General features: G+C 67.4%; 18 protein-coding genes and 1 tRNA gene. 15 read left to right on the plus strand and 4 right to left on the minus strand.

Annotated features, from left to right (window positions below):
* Positions 1–13: 13 nt before the first annotated feature.
* The 7 genes from AC1DDO_RS09630 to AC1DDO_RS09660 all read left to right on the plus strand — a co-directional run bounded on the left by AC1DDO_RS09630 (position 14) and on the right by AC1DDO_RS09660 (position 11,327).
* Positions 14–1,150, plus strand: coding sequence for a GuaB3 family IMP dehydrogenase-related protein (locus tag AC1DDO_RS09630; RefSeq protein WP_476866609.1), 1,137 nt, complete (start codon positions 14–16; stop codon positions 1,148–1,150).
* A gap of 92 nt (positions 1,151–1,242) precedes the next feature.
* Entirely contained in the window at positions 1,243–2,994 is a 1,752-nt protein-coding gene (locus AC1DDO_RS09635; RefSeq protein ID WP_476971788.1) for a glycerol-3-phosphate dehydrogenase/oxidase, read from the plus strand.
* 89 nt (positions 2,995–3,083) lie between these two features.
* The gene (locus tag AC1DDO_RS09640) at positions 3,084–3,572 is read left to right on the plus strand and encodes a PTS sugar transporter subunit IIA (protein ID WP_441407904.1); all 489 of its coding nucleotides are present in this window, start codon (positions 3,084–3,086) and stop codon (positions 3,570–3,572) included.
* A gap of 76 nt (positions 3,573–3,648) precedes the next feature.
* Complete coding sequence (locus AC1DDO_RS09645; protein WP_476866607.1) at positions 3,649–4,584, plus strand: SURF1 family protein; 936 nt, start codon at positions 3,649–3,651, stop codon at positions 4,582–4,584.
* On the plus strand, positions 4,581–5,090 hold the full coding sequence (locus AC1DDO_RS09650; RefSeq protein WP_476866606.1) for a DUF3817 domain-containing protein: 510 nt from the start codon (positions 4,581–4,583) through the stop codon (positions 5,088–5,090). The genes AC1DDO_RS09645 and AC1DDO_RS09650 overlap by 4 nt, the downstream gene beginning before the upstream one ends.
* A 141-nt stretch (positions 5,091–5,231) precedes the next feature.
* Entirely contained in the window at positions 5,232–6,821 is a 1,590-nt protein-coding gene (gene guaA / locus AC1DDO_RS09655; RefSeq protein WP_476866605.1) for a glutamine-hydrolyzing GMP synthase, read from the plus strand.
* Between the two features lie 315 nt (positions 6,822–7,136).
* Positions 7,137–11,327, plus strand: coding sequence for an AAA family ATPase (locus tag AC1DDO_RS09660; protein WP_476866604.1), 4,191 nt, complete (start codon positions 7,137–7,139; stop codon positions 11,325–11,327).
* A 13-nt stretch (positions 11,328–11,340) separates the two neighbouring features.
* Here the strand turns inward: AC1DDO_RS09660 and AC1DDO_RS09665 are convergent, their stop codons facing one another.
* The 3 genes from AC1DDO_RS09665 to AC1DDO_RS09675 form a co-directional block, all read right to left on the minus strand.
* Positions 11,341–12,252: an RcpC/CpaB family pilus assembly protein gene (locus AC1DDO_RS09665; RefSeq protein WP_476866603.1), complete on the minus strand. Its 912-nt coding sequence runs from the start codon at positions 12,250–12,252 to the stop codon at positions 11,341–11,343.
* A 138-nt stretch (positions 12,253–12,390) separates the two neighbouring features.
* Positions 12,391–12,645, minus strand: coding sequence for an FmdB family zinc ribbon protein (locus tag AC1DDO_RS09670; RefSeq protein WP_476866602.1), 255 nt, complete (start codon positions 12,643–12,645; stop codon positions 12,391–12,393).
* A 155-nt stretch (positions 12,646–12,800) separates the two neighbouring features.
* Positions 12,801–13,436 (minus strand): 5-formyltetrahydrofolate cyclo-ligase, encoded by a 636-nt coding sequence (locus AC1DDO_RS09675; RefSeq protein WP_476866601.1) that lies wholly within the window; start codon positions 13,434–13,436, stop codon positions 12,801–12,803.
* A 106-nt stretch (positions 13,437–13,542) separates the two neighbouring features.
* Between AC1DDO_RS09675 and galU the strand changes: the two genes are divergently transcribed.
* From galU to AC1DDO_RS09710, 7 genes are all read left to right on the plus strand, one after another.
* Positions 13,543–14,460: a UTP--glucose-1-phosphate uridylyltransferase GalU gene (galU, locus tag AC1DDO_RS09680; RefSeq protein ID WP_476866600.1), complete on the plus strand. Its 918-nt coding sequence runs from the start codon at positions 13,543–13,545 to the stop codon at positions 14,458–14,460.
* 5 nt (positions 14,461–14,465) lie between these two features.
* A complete protein-coding gene (locus AC1DDO_RS09685; protein ID WP_476866599.1) occupies positions 14,466–15,086 on the plus strand; it encodes a GNAT family N-acetyltransferase in 621 nt (206 codons plus the stop codon).
* A gap of 142 nt (positions 15,087–15,228) precedes the next feature.
* Positions 15,229–16,230, plus strand: coding sequence for a hypothetical protein (locus tag AC1DDO_RS09690; RefSeq protein ID WP_476866598.1), 1,002 nt, complete (start codon positions 15,229–15,231; stop codon positions 16,228–16,230).
* Positions 16,231–16,337: 107 nt separating this feature from the next.
* Positions 16,338–17,150, plus strand: coding sequence for an SDR family oxidoreductase (locus tag AC1DDO_RS09695; RefSeq protein ID WP_476866597.1), 813 nt, complete (start codon positions 16,338–16,340; stop codon positions 17,148–17,150).
* 46 nt (positions 17,151–17,196) lie between these two features.
* Positions 17,197–17,269 (plus strand) — tRNA-Ala (locus AC1DDO_RS09700).
* Between the two features lie 617 nt (positions 17,270–17,886).
* Positions 17,887–18,414, plus strand: coding sequence for a hypothetical protein (locus tag AC1DDO_RS09705; protein WP_476866596.1), 528 nt, complete (start codon positions 17,887–17,889; stop codon positions 18,412–18,414).
* 108 nt (positions 18,415–18,522) lie between these two features.
* Positions 18,523–19,137, plus strand: coding sequence for a GNAT family N-acetyltransferase (locus AC1DDO_RS09710; RefSeq protein ID WP_476866595.1), 615 nt, complete (start codon positions 18,523–18,525; stop codon positions 19,135–19,137).
* Positions 19,138–19,152: 15 nt separating this feature from the next.
* Here AC1DDO_RS09710 and AC1DDO_RS09715 read toward each other — a convergent pair whose 3' ends face one another.
* Positions 19,153–19,656 (minus strand): hypothetical protein, encoded by a 504-nt coding sequence (locus AC1DDO_RS09715; RefSeq protein WP_476866594.1) that lies wholly within the window; start codon positions 19,654–19,656, stop codon positions 19,153–19,155.
* Between the two features lie 177 nt (positions 19,657–19,833).
* Here AC1DDO_RS09715 and AC1DDO_RS09720 point away from each other — a divergent pair, with 177 nt between their 5' ends.
* The gene (locus AC1DDO_RS09720; RefSeq protein WP_476866593.1) at positions 19,834–21,507 is read left to right on the plus strand and encodes a phosphodiester glycosidase family protein; all 1,674 of its coding nucleotides are present in this window, start codon (positions 19,834–19,836) and stop codon (positions 21,505–21,507) included.
* The last annotated feature ends 4 nt before the right edge of the window (positions 21,508–21,511 follow it).

Raw genomic sequence — 21,511 nt, forward strand, 5'->3', positions numbered from 1 at the left:
ATAACCTAGAGCAGTGACTTACGAGATTGAGATTGGCCGAGGCAAGCGTGGGCGTCGTGCCTACTCCCTGGATGACATTGCGATCGTCCCCAACCGACGTACCCGTGACCCCAAGGACGTCTCCGTCTCCTGGCAGATCGATGCCTACAAGTTCGACATGCCGGTCATCGCGGCGCCGATGGATTCGGCCATGTCGCCGGAAACCGTCATCGCTCTGGGCCGCCTCGGCGGACTCGGTGTGCTCGACCTCGAGGGCCTGTGGACCCGGTACGAGAACCCGCAGTCAGTGCTGGAAGAGATCGCAGGCCTCGCGGACGAGACCAACAGCCCCGCCGTCACCCGGCGCATGCAGGAGCTCTACCAGGCACCGATCCAGCCCGACCTGATCACCTCCCGCCTCGCCGAAATCCGCGCCGCCGGCGTCACCGTGGCCGGCTCTCTGACACCCCAGCGCACGCAGGAACACTACAAAACCGTGGTGGCCGCCGGCGTGGACATCTTCGTCATCCGCGGCACCACCGTCTCGGCAGAGCACGTCTCCAAGGACCACGAGCCGCTGAACCTCAAGCAGTTCATCTACGAACTCGACGTCCCCGTGATCGTCGGCGGGGCGGCCGGCTACACCCCGGCCCTGCACCTGATGCGCACCGGCGCCGCCGGCGTCCTGGTCGGCTTCGGCGGCGGCGCGACCACCACCACGCGCCGCGCCCTGGGCATCCACTCGCCGATGGCCTCCGCCATCTCCGACGTCGCCGCGGCCCGCCGGGACTACATGGACGAGTCCGGCGGACGCTACGTCCACGTGATCGCCGACGGCGGCATGGGATCCTCCGGTGACATCGTCAAGGCCATCGCCATGGGCGCCGACGCCGTGATGCTGGGCAGCGCCCTGGCCCGCGCCGACGAGGCGCCCGGCAAGGGCTGGCACTGGGGGCAGGAAGCCCACCACCTCGAACTGCCCCGCGGCGACAGGGTCAACGTGGGTACGGTCGGGCCGCTCGAGGAGGTCCTGTTCGGACCGGGCCACCACACGAACGGCACCTCCAACCTGATCGGTGCGCTGCGCCGTTCAATGGCAACCACCGGCTATTCGGACCTGAAGGAATTCCAGCGCGTCGACGTCGTCGTCTCGCCGTACGCCGGCAACTGAACCCCAGTTGGGCGTTGTTTGGCCCTGCCCATCCGGGGGACTTGGACGTAGTCTGGTGCCCTAACGAGGTTTGACCCGGATGGAGGCGTGACATGAACAGTTTTCCCGGCGGTTCAGCCGTGGCCGGAGGTGCCCTGGGGCCTGCCGAACGCGAGGCATCAATCTCTGTGCTCAGGGGCAGCACAGCCCCGGGTAAAGAGCTCGACATCCTGATCGTGGGCGGCGGCATCGTGGGCGCCGGCGCTGCCCTGGACGCGGTCACCCGCGGGCTCAGCGTAGGCATCGTGGAGGCCAACGACTGGGCCGCGGGAACGTCGTCGCGTTCCTCGAAGCTCATCCACGGCGGCCTCCGGTACCTCGAAATGCTCGACTTCGGCCTGGTCAAAGAGGCCCTGCACGAGCGCGGCCTCATCCTCTCCGTGCTGGCACCGCACCTGGCCCGTCCCGTCCCGTTCCTGTACCCGCTGCACAAACCGTTCCTGGAACGGCCCTACATCGGCGCCGGCATCGCGCTCTACGACGCGATGTCCATCACCGGCGGGCACAGCCGCGGCGTTCCCTTCCACAAGCACCTGACCCGGCGCGGAACCCTGCGCGCCGCCCCCAGCCTCAAGGACGACGCCTTCGTCGGCTCGATCCGCTACTACGACGGTCAAGTGGACGACGCCAAGTACGTCGCCAACCTCGTGCGGACCGCGGCGCACTACGGCGCCCACGCGGTCAACCAGATGGCTGTGGTCGACTTCCTGCGCGAAGGCGAGCGTGTGGTCGGCGCCAAGGTGGTCAATCACGAGGACGGCTCGAGTTTCAACATCCGGGCCAAGCAGGTCATCAACGCCACCGGAGTCTGGACCGACGAGACCCAGGCCATGGTGACGGACCGCGGGCAGCTCAAGGTGCGCGCCTCCAAGGGTATCCACCTCGTGGTGCCCCGCGACCGGATCCAGTCCACCGTGGGACTGATCCTGCGGACCGAGAAATCCGTGCTGTTCGTCATCCCGTGGGGCCGGCACTGGATCATCGGGACCACGGACACCGACTGGCACCTCGACAAGGCCCACCCGGCGGCGTCCAGCAAGGACATTGACTACCTGCTGGAGCACGTCAACAAGGTCCTCAAGCGCCCCCTGACCCGCGAGGATGTCGAGGGCGTCTACGCGGGGCTGCGTCCGCTGCTCGCCGGGGAAAACGATTCCACCGCGAAGCTCTCCCGGGAGCACGTTGTTGCCCACCCGGTGCCGGGACTCGTGGTGGTGGCCGGCGGAAAATGGACCACCTACCGGGTCATGGCCAAGGACGCCGTCGACGAGGCAACGCGCAGCATGGACGAGCGCGTCCCGGCCAGCTGCACCGAGTCCATTCCGCTGCTGGGGGCGAGCGGCTTCAAGGCCGCGTGGAACCAGCGGAACCGGATGGCAGAGGAGACCGGCGTCCACGTCGCCCGGATCGAACACCTGCTCAACCGTTACGGCGCCATGGCCCCGGAGGTGCTGGCGCTGATCGCCGGCAACCCGGAACTGGCCGAGCCGCTGCCCGGCGCGGACGACTACCTGGCCGCCGAAGCCGTCTACGCTGCCACCCATGAGGGCGCCCGCCATGTCCAGGACGTCCTGACCCGCCGCACCCGCATTTCGATTGAGGCGTGGGACCGGGGTGTGTCCGCCGCTCCGGTAGTCGCTAAACTGATCGGAGACGTTCTCGGTTGGAGTGATGCGCAGCGCGAGGGCGAAATCAAGCACTATCTGGCCCGGGTCGATGCCGAGCGCCTGAGCCAGCAGCAGCCGGACGACGAATCCGCCGATGCCGCACGGCTGGGCGTCGAGGACATCGTGCCCCTGCGCTGAGCCTCAGCGCGGGCCGGCGGTGCGGACTACATCGTTAGTCATTGGACTGCCGGCCGGCGTGCTCTGACGCCACTTCGAAGGGACATCTCTTGGCGGAACCACTGGACCGGTACGACGCCGAGCTCACCACACCGGACATGGTGATCCTGGAAATGGACGCCGCGGACAAGCTCGACGCCACTTCCCAGCTCGCGGAACGCATGCATGCGGCCGGACGGATTGCCGATCTTGAGGGCTTCCTCAAGCAGGTCAACGCCAGGGAACACCAGCTCGCCACCGGCCTGCCCGGCGGCGTCGGACTGCCGCACGCCCGCAGCGAGCTCGTCTCCCAGACCTCCATCGCGGTCGGCATCACCAAGTACGGCAGGGCGCTGGACTTTGGCGCGGCGGACGGTCCGGCCACCGTGATCCTGCTCATCGCCACCCCGGCCAGCTCTTTTTCGGACCACCTTGAAGTGCTCGCGACGCTGGCTCGCTCCCTGTCGAAGGAGTCCTTCCGCGAGTCGCTGCGCCGTGCCTACGACGCCGAAGTGATCGCAGAACTCATCAATTCCAGCCTGGTGTTCTTCGACCACTGAAAAAGTGAGGACCCGGCTGCCCACTCTGATTTGGCCCGTTTCGCTGTTCTACACGGGGACGAAGTACGGTTAAGAGGTGCTGAAAACTGCCCTCAAACCCCGCTGGATCGCAGGACTCGTGTTCGCGATCGCCATTTCCGGGGTGTTTGTGCTGCTCAGCCAGTGGCAGTTTGGCCGTTCGACGCAGTCTGAAGCCCCGGTCTCCACCACCACGGAGGAAACGCGCCAGCTCATCTCGGTCCTGCAGCCGGGCGGCTTCTTCCCCGGATCAGTCGCCGACCAGATGGTCTCCGCCACCGGCAGCTACGACCCCCAGAAGCAGGTCCTGGTGCCCGGCCGCCTCAACGACGGGGCGAAAGGCTACTGGATTGTCTCCGCGTTCGCCGTCAAGGGCGCCCCGGCCCTGGTGGGCGGCGGGGCCACGCCGCAGACCTGGATTCCGGTCGCGCGCGGCTGGGTTGCGAATCCTTCGGACGCCGTGGCGCCGCCGTCGGGCACCATCGAACTGACCGGGCGGCTGTTGCCGTCCGAGTCCCCGCTGCCGCAAACCGATCCCGGACCCGGCCGCGCCAGCGCCGTCTCGGTCGCCGAGCTCATCAACGACTGGAACGTCAGCAGCTACCCCGGCTTTGTCGCCGCGACAACCGAGCTGTCCGGCGGGACCGACGTCGGGCCCCTGGCCGCTGGCGGCGACGTCAAGCCCCTCCGGATCGGCCCGCAGCCGCCCGCCCAGCAGGTCAACTGGCTGAACCTCTTCTACTCCGTGGAATGGGTGGTCTTTGCCGGCTTCGCGTTGTTCATCTGGTGGCGGCTCGTCAAGGATGACTACCGCCGGGACCTCGAAGACGCGCTCGACGAGGAACTGGCCGGGGAAGCGGCCAGCCCCGACCCCGGTGACGCCGCCGAAGAGCCCGCCTCCGGCTCGCCCGCAGACCCAACACCCGCAGACCCGAATCCCGCAGACCCGCACCCCACAGCCCCCTACCCCTCAGACCCGAGAGTGCAATCATGATCGAGCCCCAGCCCGCCATCCAGCCGCAGTCAACCAACGGCACCGGGACAGCCGGCAAGAAGCGCCGCTTCGGCGGCACCGAGGCCCAAATCCGGTCCGCCCTGAAGTTCTACAAGGTTCTTGCCTACCTGACAGGCTCCATGCTGCTCCTGCTGTGCGCCGAGCTGGTCGCCCGGTACGGCTTCGGGCAGTACCTCTTCGCCGGCGGCACCAACGCCCTCACCGGCCAGCCGTTCGGTTTCGGATTCGCCGACGCCGAACCGGCAGGAGTGATCGGCGGCGTCAACCTCTCCGTCACGGTCCTGATTGTGCACGGCTGGATGTACGTCGTGTACCTGATCTCCAACTTCCGGCTGTGGTCCCTCATGCGCTGGCCGTTCGCCAAGCTGGTGGTCATGGCCCTGGGCGGCGTCGTACCGTTCCTGTCCTTCTTCGTCGAGAAGAAGTTCCACGCCGAGGTCGAGGCCGAACTCGCGGCCAACCCGCAGGCGCCCCAGCGCTACTGAGCCCCAGCGGCAGGGGCAGGGGACCGTACGACGGCGACTGCCGCAGTCGGGCGTGTGAGATCGCTTACCTCACCCCCGATTCGGGGCCTGCGCCGGCTTCTCAATGTGCGGGCGGGCAGCGGCGCAAAGTAGTCTAGTGGGGTGACTACTCCCACTTCATCCCAGACGTCCCACAGGCCGGTTCTGGTTGTTGACTACGGTGCCCAGTACGCGCAGCTGATTGCCCGCCGCGTCCGGGAAGCGAATGTGTATTCGGAAGTGGTTCCGCATACGTACAGCACCGAGCAGCTGCTGGCCAAGAACCCCGCCGCGATCATCCTCTCCGGCGGCCCCGCGAGCGTCTACGCCGACGGCGCCCCCAGCGTCGGTGCCGACCTCTTCGAAGCCGGTGTCCCGGTCTTTGGCATCTGCTACGGCTTCCAGGCCATGGCCAACGCCCTCGGCGGCAAGGTGGCCCAGACGGGGCTCCGCGAATACGGCGCCACCGAGACCACCACCCTCGGCGAGGGCCGCTCCATCCTGGCCGGCATGCCCCAGCACCAGAGCACCTGGATGAGCCACGGCGACTCCGTCCACGAAGCCCCCGAAGGCTTTGAGGTCCTCGCGACGACGGCCGGCGCCGAGGTGGCAGCCTTCGCCAACGAAGAGAAGTGCCTCTACGGCGTCCAGTGGCACCCCGAGGTCAAGCACTCGGCCTACGGCCAGCAGGTCCTGGAGAACTTCCTGTTCAAGGGCGCCAAGCTGGAACCGAACTGGACCGCAGGCAACATCCTGGAGGAGCAGGTCGACCGCATCCGCGAGCAGATCGGCGACGCCCGGGTCATCTGCGGCCTCTCCGGCGGCGTCGACTCCGCAGTGGCCGCCGCCCTCGTCCAGCGCGCCGTCGGCGACCAGCTGACCTGCGTCTTCGTGGACCACGGACTGCTGCGCGAGGGCGAGGCCGAACAGGTCGAACGTGACTTCGTGGCCGCCACAGGCGTCAAGCTCTACGTCGCCAACGAGCAGGAGCGCTTCCTGAGCGCCCTCGCCGGCGTCAGCGATCCGGAGACGAAGCGCAAGATCATCGGCCGCGAATTCATCCGTGCGTTCGAGGAAGCCGAACTGGCGATCATCGCCGAGGCAGCTGCGCACGGTGAAAAGATCAAGTTCCTGGTCCAGGGAACCCTGTACCCCGACGTCGTCGAATCCGGCGGCGGCGAAGGTGCGGCGAACATCAAGAGCCACCACAACGTGGGCGGGCTGCCCGAGGACCTGCAGTTCGAACTCGTGGAACCGCTGCGCGCCCTGTTCAAGGACGAGGTCCGCGCGGTCGGTGCTCAGCTCGGCCTGCCGCAGGAAATCGTCGGCCGCCAGCCCTTCCCCGGCCCCGGCCTGGGCATCAGGATCGTCGGCGACGTCACCAAGGAACGCCTGGACCTGCTCCGCAAGGCCGACGCGATCGCCCGTGCCGAGCTGACCGCGGCCGGACTGGACAGCGAAGTCTGGCAGATGCCCGTGGTGCTGCTGGCGGACGTCCGCAGCGTGGGCGTCCAAGGCGACGGCCGCACCTACGGACACCCGATCGTGCTGCGTCCGGTGTCCTCCGAGGACGCCATGACCGCCGACTGGTCGCGGCTGCCCTACGACCTCCTGGCCCGGATTTCCAACCGGATCACCAACGAGGTGGACGGCGTGAACCGCGTGGTGCTGGACGTGACCAGCAAGCCGCCGGGAACCATCGAGTGGGAATAGCAATGTGAATGGCCGGCCTTTCGAGGCCGGCCATTTCATTTTGTTGCTGGCAATTCGGGCTATTCCTGGCAATTCGGGCTGAATTTTGGCCGCCCCAGTGTTGCGGCCCCGCACGTGCGGAGGATTCGGGCTACCCTCGAAAGCATGCCGGTATGGTCCAAGGCGTCCCGCGCGAGCCAGACAACCGCGAGCACACACTACGTGGCCTGGGAAAGCGCGGACGCGACACAGACGAGCGTTGATGCGACGAACGCGCTAGAGTCGAGCCCGCCACGGTCCGGCCCAGAGAAGTCGAGCACAGAAAAGAAGGCAGCAGTGTCAGTTGGTCAAGGCCACCCCGAGGGCTCCGAGGAGTTCAGGAAATGGCTGTCGGGGCTCAAACCCGTCACCGGAGCAGACACCATGCTGCGTTTTACCAAGACGCCCGAAGGCTCGATTGACCTGACAAACGCCCATCCGTCAGGGCTTGCCCAGCTGATGGCAGGCCGGCGGACCCGGCTCTCCACGCTGATCCGCGACCGGCAGCAGTACATTGTGGCGGCCCGCGCATCGCGCAACCTGCGCTCCAAGATCTTCGAACTCGCCAACGACCGCGGCATCGACGCCGGGTATTTCTCCGCCGGCACGGTGGTCTGGACGTCCGCCGTCGGGGGCAAGCCGCAACGGATCTCGGCCCCGGTCATGCTCACGGCCATCTCTCTGACGGTGCGGCCCGGCGAGGACGATTACGAACTGCAGTTGACCGAACAGGCACAGATCAACCCGGCGCTGGTCCGGCACCTCAAGTCGGTCCACGGCATCGTCTTTGACGTCAACGCGGTGACCCGGATGGCCTACAGCACGGCCCGGTACGACCCCCAGCCCGTCCTGGACCGCCTGGGCACCCTGGTCCAGCCGATTCACGGCGGCGAGGTCGAGCACAATCTGCTCGTCTCCACGTTTGCCGACCTCTCCGGCAACCTGGACGATCCGTGGATCAACGAGAACAACCCCCTCGTCACCGCACTGGCGCGGTCCGGTTCCGGTGAACGGGTGGAGGTGCCCGTCCTTGAGCCCGGCCGCTTCCCCAGCACGGATGAGCGGGACCCCGCCGAGGAGCTTTTGCTGCTCGACGCCGACACGGACCAGCAGTATGTCGTCGACGCCGTCCGGGCGGGCGACTCGCTGGTGGTCAGCAGCCCGCCGGGAACCGGCCAGACGCAGACCGTCATCAACACCATCGGCGCACTGGTGGACGGGGGCAAGTCCGTCCTGGTTGTGGGCGACAGGCGGGCCAGCCTGGCCGAGATCTCCGCCCAGCTGGAGGGCCTCGGCCTGGATTCGGTGCTCTTGCAGCTGACCGGCAACGCCAGCCCGCTGCAGCTCAAGGGCCAGCTGGTCCGGGCGATCGTCCGCAACGAGAAATCGCTCGAGCCGCAACTGAGCAACCTGCACACAACGCTGACCGGGCACCGCCACGCCCTGATGGACCATGTCGCTTCGCTGCACAATGTCCGGGCCCGCTGGGGCTGCTCGCCGTATGAGGCCATGCAGTCGCTGGCAGAGCTGACCTCCATCCAGCCGGCGCCGTCCACAACCGTCCGGCTCAAGCGCAGCGTCCTGGACAACATCCGGGACCGCGAGGAACTCGCTGGTCGACTCCGCCGCGCCGCCGAGCTTGGCGGCTTCAGCCGCACGTCAACCACCAGCCCCTGGCACGGCGCGCGCCTGCTCACGCGCAAGGAGACCCAGGAAGCGCAGAGCGTTGCCAGGACCGTGGCGGAGAAACTGCCTCTGCTGCGCGGCCGCATGGAGGCAGTGGCCGAACACGCAGAGATCCGCCTCGGCGGAACGTTCGCCGAATGGGGCGAGCAGATCGAACTGCTGGTGGCCGTGCGCGAAAGCCTCGATAAATTCACTCCCGACATCTTTGACCGGCCCGTCCACGACCTGATCTCCGCCACGGCGTCCTCCGCCTGGCGCCGGGAGCGGGGGATCGAGATGCCGTCCATGCAGCGCTCCCGCCTGCGCAGGGTGGCGAAGGAATACGTCCGGCCCGGTGTGCACATCGCGGACCTGCACAGTTCCCTGCTCCTCGTCCAGGAGCAGCGCGCCGCCTGGTCCGGCTACGCCACGACGCAGCGGCACCCTGCCGTGCCGTCCGGGCTCGGCGAAATCACCGGCCTGTACCGCGAGCTGGCAGCGGAACTGGACGAACTCGGCCAGGCGGTCAAGCACACTGCCGCCGGCGGCGATCTGGACCGCGCGCCCTACGCGGAACTCCTGGCCCGCGTGCAGCGGCTGGTCGCCGACACCGCGACCCTGGAAACCCTGCCCGAACGTACCCTGCTTGTCGAGAGCATGCGCGAGCACGGCCTGGGCGAGCTCCTCGCAGACCTCGCCGAGCGCGAGGTTCCGGAGGGATCGGTGACCGCCGAACTGGAGCTGGCCTGGTGGCAGTCGGCCCTGGAAGCCATGATCAGCGGCGATGACTACCTCGCCATGTCCGACGGCGACGCCCTGCGCCAGCTCGAGGCCGAGTACCGTCTCGCGGACAACGCCCACATCGCCAGCGGCGCTGCCCGGCTGCGGTGGAACCTGTCCGAAAGCTGGCGCACTGCCATCGCCGAGTACCCCCGCCAGGCCGAGCTGCTGCGCAGCCTGCTGAAGGACGGCCGGGTCACCCTGGCAGCCCTGGGCGGCCAGGCGCAGGAACTGCTGCCCACACTCGTACCCGTCTGGTCCGTCAGCCCCTACCTCATGACCGGTCTCCTGCCGATCGATCAGACCTTCGACGCCGTGGTGATCCTTGACGCGGAGACGACCTCGCTGCAGGCGGTCCTTCCGGCCATCGCAAGGTCCCGGCAGGTGATCGCCTTCGGCGACGAACAGATCGCCAGCCCCCGAACCTTCACCGTCGGTGTCGAGCGGCTCGCCGTGGGGGAGACCTCTTCCCAAGGCGTTGAGAGCTCATACGCGGCACTCGCTGCCGTGCTTCCCGTCCGGAACCTGAGGACCGTTTACCGCGCGGTCGATGAAGACCTGGTGCGCCAGCTCAGCAAGGGTTTCTACGCCGGAGAACTCACCCGGCTCCCCGAAGGACAAGCCGCCACGGGCCTTGACCGCTCCCTCAGCGTGGAATACCTCCCCGACGGCACCGGGCTGCCCAGCGCGGACCACGACGGCGTTGAATCGGTGGTCGCCGAGGTGAACCGCGCGGTGGAACTCGTCTTCGAGCATGCCCGGCTCCGGCCGCGGACCTCGCTGGCTGTGGTGACCGGCAGCCTTCGCCACGCCGCCCGGATCGGCGAGGCCATCAGGGCGCAGCTGCCCAACTACCCCATGCTCGGCAGCTTCTTCACGGCGGGGGAGGAGTCCTTCCGCGTAGTGGATCTGGAACGGGCCCAGGGCCTGGTCCGCGACCACGTCATTTTCTCCCCGGGCTATGGCCGTACACCGCACGGGCGCACCCTCCACAGCCTCGGCCCGCTCTCCGCCGACGGGGGACGCGCCAAATTCGCCCTGGCGATGACGCGGGCACGCCGGTCCCTGCACGTGCTCAGTTGCTTCCGTCCCGAAGACCTCGACGTCAGCCGCCTCAGCCATGGCGCCGTGGACTTCTACGAACTGCTGGACCGTGAGATCGCGGGCAATACCGACCTCGGCAGTCCCGCGTCCCGGGCCGCGGCCAGCGAACAGGCGCTCGGCGCCGATCCGCTCGTGGCCGACCTTGGCGACCGGCTCCGGGCCCGCGGGGCACGGGTGTGGCACCAGTACGACGGCGTCCTGAACATGGTGGCCGCCGCCGACCCGATGACCACGATCGGCAGGGACGACGCGGAAATTCCCCGTCCGGTGGCGATCGAGTCAGACGGGACCGGCCACTACCGGCGGATGAGCGTCCGGGAACGGAGCAGGCTGCGGCCGCAACTTCTGGAGCGGCTTGGCTGGCGTTACATGCCACTATGGACCATAGAGGTCTTCACCGACCCCTCGGCCTGCGCTGACCGGATTGGCGGCTACCTCGGGTTGGAGAAGCCTGCCGTGTCGAGCCGGCTGCTGACATCGCACGGGTTCTTCGATGACGACATCGAGCACCTGGCAATTGACGAGGCGCGCGCCGCGGAAAACCACCTGGCTGCCGAGTTCGCGGAGCGCACATTCGGCGGCCACGAGTCTTCGGCGCAGGAACACCGCCAGGGGCCGGCAACAGCAACAGCAGACAGTACAGGCAGTAAGGAGGCCGGCGGCATGAAAGCGGACAGCAACATCCAGAACAACACCGGCGATAACCAGGGCGACGCGAGGGGCACCTCCGGGCCGAAGCCGGGCGAAGTGACCGAAACCGGCGCGGAGCAGGAAGCGGCCAAGGAAACGGCCCGCCGTGCCGAGGCGCAGGCCACGGTCCCCGACGGCGTGCTGCCGAACAAGGCGGCGGAAGACGATCCCCGCCGCTGGGGCGACCAGCCTGACAACTACGATCACGACGCATGGCTCCAGGAACAGAAGCCGCCGCACTGGGGGTAAGGACGCAACGGCCCTAGCCCGGCGCGGCCGCCACGAGCACGAAGAACAGCTTGCCCTGGGTAGAAGCGCCCGCCAGCCTTCGCGCCTGGTCTGCCGACGCCGCTACGACCACCAGCCCCTCAGCCTCCGTGCTGGCTGGCCACGGTCCGGCGCTGCCGCCCTGCGCGGATGTCCAGAGCACCGGGACGGCAACAGCGAGGATTTGGCTTTCGGCGGATTGTTCAAAGCCGTTGCCACCGGTGAGCACCACGTTGACGAGCTGTCCGGGGGAGACCAGCTGGATCGAGGCAGGGTCAGCCATTCTCAGCGGCACCGCAGCGGAGCCGGGCGGGGTTCCGGCGAGCAGGCCCGGGCCGAGGACCTGGGCGTCTGTGAGGAGTTGGCCCTTCCGCAGCGGCGCAGCCAGCTGTTTTCCCTCGAACGCGGTCTCGCTGCCGGGGCTGCCGGCAGGCACGATGCCGGGCGGCACGCTGATCCGGTTGACGTCGCCGGGTCCCAGGGTCTTCCCCGCGGGAAGATCCGACGCCGCGGCGAAAGCAACAACAGTTTCGGCGGGCGCGGGGGTGAGTTGCTGAACCGTAAGGCCGGCGGGGATGCAGAACAGGAGCGAGGCAAAGAGCCGCCGATTCCGGTTCAGCCAGCTGCGCAGGCGGCGCCGCGACGGACGGCCGCGAGGCGGTTGCTGACTGCGGGGCTTGCCGGGGCCGTTCCGGCTCCGACTGGAGCGGCCGGCCGTGGACAACGTGGCCGACGGAAGGCGGGCAGCGCGGATCCCGGTGCGGTTCCAGCGTGCGGAGTCCTCGGCGGGCCGTCGCCGCGACCGTGTGGAAAAAATCCCGGGCGAAGCCGCGTAGGGAAACCCGCCCCACGTCGCGAAGGGCAAACAGAACGACGAAGGGGACAGCGGACTGAGGGAAAGGGCCATGCCGCCACGCTACGGACCCGCGGAGGGCGGCGAGAGCCTCGAAGTGGCCTATGTGGACAAATTCGCAGGCGTCCAAGCGATGAGGCAGGCCTAGCCTGAGGGGGACCCGACGGCAGCGGCGTCGGTCCGGTGGGCCTTTTACGCCGCGGGGGCCGGAGCCGGTGCGGGGGTGGCCGCAGGTGCTGCAGGAGCAGCGGAAACCGTGCTGCCCTTGGTGTCGCGGGAATCGTTCCGGTAGAACCCGGAGCCCTTGAACACGACGCCGACGCTGTTGAACTTCTTGCGCAGCGTGCCCTGGCACTCGGGGCAGGACGTCAGGGAGTTGTCGCTGAACGACTGCACGATCTCGAAGGCGTGGCTGCAGTCCTTGCAGGCGTATGCATACGTGGGCACTGGAAATCCTCACTCTGGGACAAACGAGCAGGTCCCGTGCTGTCGAGTCGTGACCGCTGCCGGGATGGTTACCGGCGGGGTCCGTGCTTAGCAGTCGCAGGGCCTGAGTGCCAATTCTATCACCCTGACTTGAACCCCCATCCACCGGGCCGGTATCAGCCGAGCCGGATGATTCCGCCCGGGGTCAGCGCCGCGTCGACCTTACGGTCGAACGACTCGGCGGGGATACTGTCCGCGGGCAGCACCTCCGTGTCATAGACGACGGCGGCAGTCGGCAGCGCCGCGGCGTCGGACGCCTCGCCGGCCGCCTCCCCGGATGAAAGGGACAGGGCGGACAGGGCGGCAAGGAACTTGTCGTAATAGCCGCCGCCTTGCCCGATGCGGTTGCCGGAGAAGTCCAGGGCGGTGGCCGGAAGGATGATTGCGGTAGCGGCGCGCATGACGGCGGTGCCGTGGCGCTCGCCGACAGGTTCCTGGATGGGGGCGAAGCTGCTCCGGACAAACACTGACTGCGGGGTCCAATAGACCCAGCTGAGCCCAAGGTTGGGCTCGCACACCGGAAGCAGCACCCTGTGTCCGGCGTCGGTCAGGGCCGTCAACAGCGGCAGTGTGGGCGGTTCGGTGCCCACGCCGAGGTAGGCCGCGAAGGTGCCCCGGCGGCCGCCGGCCAGCGCCGAGGCCCACTGGAGCCCATGGCGGGCGATGCCCACCGCGGCGGCATCAAGCTCGGCCACCGGGAGTTCGGAACGCTTCGCCCGGTGGCTGGAGCGTATTTGGTCTTTTGACGCCATGCTGGCCCGTCCTCTGCCTATTGCGGCCACGACGGCCGGGGGGAAGGTCCGCCGGCGGTTCGATTAAGAATTACGCAATGATTGGTCCCTCCGTTAGATTAGTCGAGTGAATACACCCAACGCTTCCGTTCGCAAGGCCGTCATTCCCGCCGCGGGCCTTGGTACTAGGTTTCTTCCGGCTACTAAGGCCATGCCCAAGGAAATGCTCCCCGTCGTTGACAAACCGGCTATCCAGTACGTCGTTGAGGAGGCCGTGAACGTCGGCCTGAACGACATCCTGATGATCACCGGCCGTAACAAGCGGGCGTTGGAGGACCACTTCGACCGCGTGCCGGCGCTGGAGTCCACCTTGAAGGCGAAGGGCGACACGGCCAAGCTCGAGTCCATCCAGGCCGCCAGCAACCTCGGTGACATCCACTACGTCCGCCAGGGCGATCCCATGGGCCTTGGCCACGCCGTCCTCCGGGCCAAGCAGCACGTCGGGCAGGAGCCGTTCGCCGTCCTCCTGGGCGATGACCTCATTGACGCCCGCGACGAACTCCTCAGCACCATGATCGAGGTCCAGGCCAAGACCGGCGGGTCCGTGGTCGCACTGATCGAGGTGGATCCGTCCCAGATCAGTGCATACGGCTGCGCCGACATCGAGGCGATCGGCGGTGAGGACTACGTCCGCATCAACCAGCTCGTGGAGAAGCCGGACGTCGAGGACGCCCCGTCCAACCTGGCCGTGATTGGCCGCTATGTCTTGCACCCGGCCGTCTTTGAAGTGCTTGAGCGCACCGCGCCCGGACGTGGCGGAGAAATTCAGCTCACGGACGCGCTGCAGGAACTCGCGGCCGGCACCGGCGAGGGCTACGGCGTATACGGCGTGGTCTTCCGCGGCCGCCGCTACGACACCGGCGACAAGCTCAGCTACCTCAAGGCATGTGTCCAGCTCGCCTGCGACAGCGATGACCTTGGCCCGGGCCTGCGCGAATGGCTGCCTGGCTTCGCGTCCAGCCTGGCCCCCAGCCTCACCAAGTAACTCCCGTGGGGGGCAGCTTCAACTGGCCGGTGACTCTGGAGAGTGGCGACATCGTGTTGCGCCCGATCCGGTACCGGGACCGCAGGGAGTGGACAGAACTTCGGTCCCGTAACTGCGAGTGGCTGGCCCCCTGGGAGGCATCAAACCCGGTGCCCGGCGGTGGGCTGCCGGACTACCGGCAAATGGTCCGCTCACTCAAGGTCCAGGCTGCGCAGGCCACGGCCCTGCCCTTCGTGATCGCCGAATGGACGCCGGGCCACCAAGCGCCGGTGATCGTAGGGCAGCTGACTGTCTCCTCGATCGTGTGGGGTTCGGCCATGATGGCGACCCTTGGCTACTGGGTCGACAAGGGACGGGCTGGCCACGGGATAGCCCCCACCGCCGTGGCCATGGCAACGGATTATTGCTTCGGCACCCTCGGCCTGCACCGCATGGAGATCAACATCAGGCCGGAGAATGCCCCGAGCCTGAGGGTGGTGGAGAAACTCGGGTTCCGGGACGAGGGATACCGGCCCAGATTCCTGCATATCAACGGCGAATGGGCCGATCACCGTACGTTCGCACTCACGGCTGAGGAAGTGCCGGAAGGCTTGCTCGCACGGTGGCTGAGAACCCGCCAGGCCTGAGCCCGTGAGTGCCGTCTGACCAGCCACGACGCCCGGCCGGAGCCCAGCCGCCGCCACGCCCGCGACACACCCCTGACAATGCGGGGCAGTACCCCATATACCTCATACGGTTTTGAGTGTGGACTTCCCTCTTAGCAGCTCTGTGATACTTGTCATTGCTGTTGCGCTCTGGATCGTGTGGGTGGCGCCTTACGTTCTCCGGAACGGGCGCCACCAGCTGCAGCCTGCGGGCGAATTCCTGGCGGACGTCATTGACATGGAACCAGCAGATCCACATGCGGGGAAGGTTATGAAAATGGCGGCGCAGCAGGAGAAACCCATGATCAGCACCCAGCGCGCAGAACCGGCCAGCGGCTTCGCTGGTAGCCGGGTCAGTACTGGCGCGCCCGGAGTGGCGACGCCTATTGCCGGTGCTTCTCCGGCCTTCAAGATTCGGTGGGGGCGGCTGGTGCTTGCGATGGCCGGCCTGATGTTCCTGCTCACGGGGGTCGTGTCCGGGGCCCTTCGACTTTTCGGGTTGGGGTCCGGCTGGCTGCCGGTGACGGCCCTGCTGGGCGCTGTCGCCGCCGTGGCCATGCTCCGCCGTCTCGCTGTCCGTGACCGCCGGCGAAAAATGAACGCCGCCTTCCGCGCAGCAATGGGCGGCCCGCAACGTACCACCGCCCGGTCTTCACGGCCCGAGCAAACCCCCTCCCGGCCTGCTGAGAGTCCCGGCGCACGGCCGGAAAGCCCTCTCTTCGACGCCGAAGCGGGCCCCTCAACCCAGGAACAGAAACCTGCTCCCAGGCCGCTGACCGCGCTGGAGCTCCGCCAGGCCGCCCTCGCCGAGGCCGCAGCCTCGGGGGATACCTCGGCCGCTGTGGCAGCCGAAACGGTGGCAACTGCTGCGGATTCCAGCTGGGAGCCAGTCGACGTTCCCAGGCCCACGTACGTCGAAGCGCCGAAGGCCGAGCGGGCGGCCCCCATGCCCCTCGACCTCCCCGAGGCGCCGAAAGCCCTGGGGAAGCCCTCGCTCAAGCAGGCCTCCGCGCGGCCGGCCGCGTCCGATCCGCGGACCGCAGAGGATTCCGAGACAAAGCAGCTCAGCAAGGCCCAGAGCGCCCTGAGCAACCTGGACGATGTCCTCCAGCGGCGCCGCGCCTGATCCGGTCCCTCTGAAAAGTTTTCACCCCGGGCAGCCACCGATGGCTGCCCGGGGTTTTCCTTTCCCCGAAGCGTAGCCGCCACGGTTGGTTGCGGTAGCCTCGGGTCATGACAAGGATCTGCGTGGCCGGCGGAACAGGGCAAGTGGGCCGCGAGGTAGTGCGGCAGGCCGTCGACGCAGGACACTCCGTGGCGGTCCTGAGCCGCAACCCGCCGCCCGCAGGCGCCTCCGGCCGGGTCGGGGGAGCGGAATACTTCCGCGCGGACGTGACGACGGGCGAAGGCGTGGCGACCGCCGTGGGGGGCGCCGACGTCGTGATTGACTGCCTGGAGGGACGCTCCGGGAAGGCGCGGAAGAACTTCGCCGACGGCGGCGCACGCCTTCTGGCCGCCGCCCAGGATGCCGGGACGGCCAGGGCCGTCATGCTGTCCATCGTGAACTGCGATCGCAGCAGCGCAGCTTTCTACCGGTCGAAGGCTGCGAAAGAACAGGTTTACGAGCTGTCCGGGCTTCAGACTGTGGTGCTCCGCGCCACCCAGTTTCATTCGTTGCTGGCGATGATGTTCGGCGCCGGCTCCAGAATTCGGATCATCCCCGTGGTGCGGGGCAGCCGGTTCCAGCCCGCGTCGCCGGCTGACGTGGCTGGGATGCTCCTGGAGGCCGCGCTGGAGCCGGCACCGGTTCCAGCGGCGGGCCCGCCGCACCGGGTGCTGGACTTCGGCGGTCCCGAGTCCAAGGACATGGCCGACTTTGCCCGTGAATGGAAGCGGGCCAGGGGCGTGAAGGGCCAACTGGTGCGCCTGCCGTTGCCCGGGCCGATGGGCCGCTACCTTCGCGAGGGGCTGAATTTGGTACCGGACGCACGACACGGCAACGAGACATTCCGGGGCTGGCTGGAAAACAACGCGGATAGTTTGTAGCCTAGGGACACCGGCAACGCCGTTCCCTCAGGACCGGCGTTGCTTCGGGGCTATAGCTCAGTTGGTAGAGCGCTTCGTTCGCATCGAAGAGGTCAGGAGTTCGAATCTCCTTAGCTCCACCGATTTCGGGGATTCTCTGGTGCCGTTCTTAAGAGCCTCCACGTTGCCCGGATCCCATTCGCGGACTTTCTGCCAGTGATCTTCAGGGGCACCATGCGTGCGGCTTGGGTCCCTCGGTTCCCCGGATACACGAAGAGGGTCCCCCAAGGACCCTCTGCCATGCGGCCCGCGGCTGCAGGCCATCCGTTCGCGCACCACTACCATAAGCATGCTTAGGGTCGCGTGTCAGCCTTGCGGCCGAATATGGCAAAGAACTTTCTCCGGAAAGCGGGCTCCGGAGCGGCTTCGCATGTTAGGTTTGCGGCAAAGCCGCGGCCATTGCCGGCAGCTTCCGTACTCTTGGGGGAGAGTGACGATGATCCGGAACCACAGACAGCTCACAGGCCTCATGGCCGCCGCTACCCTGACGAGCCTCCTGCTCACTGCCTCGGCGTGTGCCGTTCCTCAGGCGGGCACGGAGCCGAACGCCACGCAGTTGCTTGAGTCGGCAGCCACCGTGGAGCCGTCGCCCTCCGCGACAGCCACAACCGCGTCAACCGCCGCCTCGGCGCCGGCTGCCAGTGAGACGGGCGCGCCGCCTCAGACGCAGGCACCGGAGACCCGCCAATCTGCGCCTATGGAGACATTCACGTTCCCGGACGGCCACATTTCCTTCACCTACATGGCCGACTGGTCCGTCACGGTCAAGCCCGGTCCGGTGAACAACGCCGAAGAGCAGAAGATCTCCTTCGAAGCGACCGTCAAGGACGCGTCCGGCGCAGTTCTGGCCCGGGTTTACAGCGGCAAGTACGGCGACGGCGCCGTCGCCCCGGTCCAACGGACCGTCTTGGACCACAGCCCGGTGTCAGGCATCACCAACACCGTGGGGGAGGCCGGTGAGTTCGGTTTCGCCTATGACCAGTATCTGGACGGCAGCTACTACTACTTCATGGATGTCCGGAATGCCAAGGAATTCCTGGCAACAATCGACTCTTCGGGTTCCAACCAGATCGCACTGCCCGACAGGATCATGAACGCATACGTCGTCCTCACCGATTCGCCGTCCGAGCAGGCCTTTCCGTCACCGGCCGCCGCGAAAGCCTGGATGGCAACCGGACGTTATGCTCAGCTCAAGACGATGCTGCTCAGCCTGGAATATTCATAGCCGCAACAGCCGCAGAACGCCCCGGCAGTGCTACCGGGCCGTCCGGGGCAGTGTTGCCTGCCCCAGACGCCGCCACGGTGCGCGGCCACCCGTCAACCAAGGAGCAACATGACAATCACTGCGACCAGGACCCCGACGGCGTCGAACGTCAACCTGCATGTAGGCGCCCCTGGGCCCGCCGTGGCCACCGAAACGGCAGCCCTCTTGAACGAATCCCTCGGCTCTGGATTCGTCCGCCCAAGTGACCTGGCCGAGCTCACGGGGGGCCGCCGCGGAGTCCTCGTCCGGGCCCGAAACCGCCCAGGCCAACTGCTTGGCGCAGCCACGGCCCGCGTCCTGGGCCGGGAAAGCGTCGATGCGCTGCGCGACCGGCTCAGCCGTGCCGGCATCGAGGCCGGCTGGGACGTGCACGGGGTCGGTGAACTGAAATCCATTGTCGTCGCTCCGACAGCCCGCGGCATGGGCCTCGGCACGGACATGCTCGCGGCCAGCATCGACTTTCTGAAGGCTTCCGGCTGCCGCTATGTAGTGTCCGCGTCATGGGTTTCAGCCGATCCGCAGCAATCTTCTCTGAGGATGTTGGAACGGGCCGGATTCGCTCAAGTGGCCACCATTCCTGCCTTCTGGGCGGACGACCAGGACGCGGCCGGTTACCTGTGCCCCGAATGCGGCGCCCAATGCGTCTGCGCGGCCACCATCCTGGTCCTCGACTTGGATGCCTGACAGGGCTGGGAGCGGCTAGAGCTCCTCCTGGGCAAGGGCCTTGGTCCGGGCTGGTGCTGGCCGTCCAAGGCGCTCATCCAGAGTCCAGCGCAGCCTGGCGGCGGCGACCTGAACCCGGTGCTGCGAGGCGGTCGGAGAGAAAACTTTCGCCGGGACGTGGTCGGTAATGTCCCCAGGCCCGTTCACGGACTTCCATGCGATGTCCAAGAGTTCGAGTTCCTCGTTCCGGGCCAACTCGCTGCGGGCAAGCACACCCAGCGTTGCCAGCCCCAAGGCCTTGATGTCCTGTTCCTCATCCAGAGCGCGGTCAAGTGCCCATTGCGTCCGTTTCCACCACTCGGCCCGGTCGTCCGCAGTGGCCTTCTGGCGGAGCGTCTGCCAGGCCATGAACGCTCCGACGGCTGCCGCTATGAGGACCGCCACCGGTGCAAGGGCAGCAACAATCTGCCACCACTCGGCCGGACTTGGGTGGAGGATGACTTCAACCGGAATCGGAGCAGGGGCAGGCGTTGGCGGCATGCGACCAGCCTAAGCCGGGGCCCGGACAATGGCAGGCGACGAGGCCGATGCGGCGTGCTCTCTGTGCCCGCAGTCGACCACGGCGGCCGTGAACGGGCCGCCAAGATTCGGCCAACAGGTGGCCAACCGCGGATGGAATGGGCGGATTCCGCCTGCCCGCTTGTCTACGGTGGACGCATGAAAGCCTCACCAAAGCACCGCAGCGCCCTGACCGCCGCCCTGGTTCTCACGGGCTGTTTTGCGTTCCTCAGCCCCGTGGGACCTACTCTGGCGGACAACGGCCAGAGTGTAGACACCCGGGCCAATCAGGGCCCACACCTCAACCTTGGCGCCGCTGTCCTGCCGGAAAACCGGACATTGACGACGCTCGCGCCGGGCGTCACCCTGACGAGGATCAGCCGCGGCGCCTCGGACTCTTCATTCTTATGGACAGCCGAAGTGGCCATCCCTTCCGATTCACCGGATCCTGACGCGCCTGCCTCGGCACTCTCCAGCCAGGCCACCGCGGAGCGCGTCGCCGAGAAACTCAAGGCGAACGGAGTCGACGCCCGCATCGAACATGTCCAGTCCCCGCAGCTGGCCGACGCCGGCGGCGACCTTGGGTACCGGGTCCGCGCCGGTCACCTCGCCACCAAGGCCGACGGAGACGCGGTTGTCGCGCGGATCAAGGCGGCCGGGCTAGCCTCCTCAGTGATCTATACCGGCTGGGACGGGGATGTGGGCACAAGCGCGAAGGACCGCGGGCCGTGGAAGCTTGAGGTCATCACCATCGATCCGGAGAAATACTATGGCCAGCTGTCCGCCACGTTCGGCCCGGATCTGGAGAAGCGGGAGACCACCAGCGAGCTGGCTAGGGACGCGCGCGCCATCGCTGCGGTTAACGCAGGCTACTTCGTCTTCGACCCGGCGGCTGGCGCCGAGGGTGACCCGGCCGGAGTGGGTGTCTATGATGGCCAGACCCTTAGTGAACCCATCGCAGACCGACCGGCCCTGGTCATTGACGGCAACAAGAACAGCACCAGCATCAAGCGGCTGACCTGGGCCGGTTCCGTCTCCTCCGCGTCCGGTGAGGCGACCTTGGACGGCATCGACCGTGTCCCGGGCCTGATCCGCAATTGCGGCGGAGCCAACGACCTGCCCACCCCGCTCGCACTCCACGACGTCACCTGCACCAATGCCAACGAGCTCGTGACGTTCACTCCCGAATTCGGAACCTCCACCCCGGCTGGTCCGGGCGTGGAAGTGGCGGTGGACAGCCACAACATCGTCACTTCAGTCGCCGAGACGCGCGGCATGGCCGTGCCTGCCGGTGGTCACACCGTCCAGGCCACCGGGACCGACACAGCACGGCTCCGCGCACTGGCCCCGCTGGGCGCCACGCTGAAAATCGGCACCGGCCTGCTTGGCCAGGACGGAAAGACTCTCCGGACAGACAAGTCCACCAGCGTGGTCAATGGCGGTCCGCTGCTGGTCAAGGATGGTCAGGAACACGTCACTGCCAAGCGTGACGGCATGGTCCACCCCCACGACGGGAACAGCTTCTACTACGGCTGGGTCCACAAACGGAACCCGCGGACTTTCGCCGGCACTGATGCCCAGGGGAAAACCTTGCTGGTGACCGCTGACGGCCGCTCTACCGCCTCGCTGGGTCTGAGCCTGAAGGAAGAGGCCGACGTCGCCTCGTCACTTGGCATGGTTCAAGCGATCAACCTCGACGGCGGCGGATCAACAACGGCCGTTGCCGGAGGAACGGTCCTGAACACCCCTTCCGGCGGCGCGGAGCGAGCCGTCGGTGACGCCCTCCTCGTGCTTCCCACCCGTAAGGATGAGCAGGACAGCTCCGGCAAGTAGCCGC

This window comes from Arthrobacter sp. 10N43 (genome assembly GCF_056394525.1).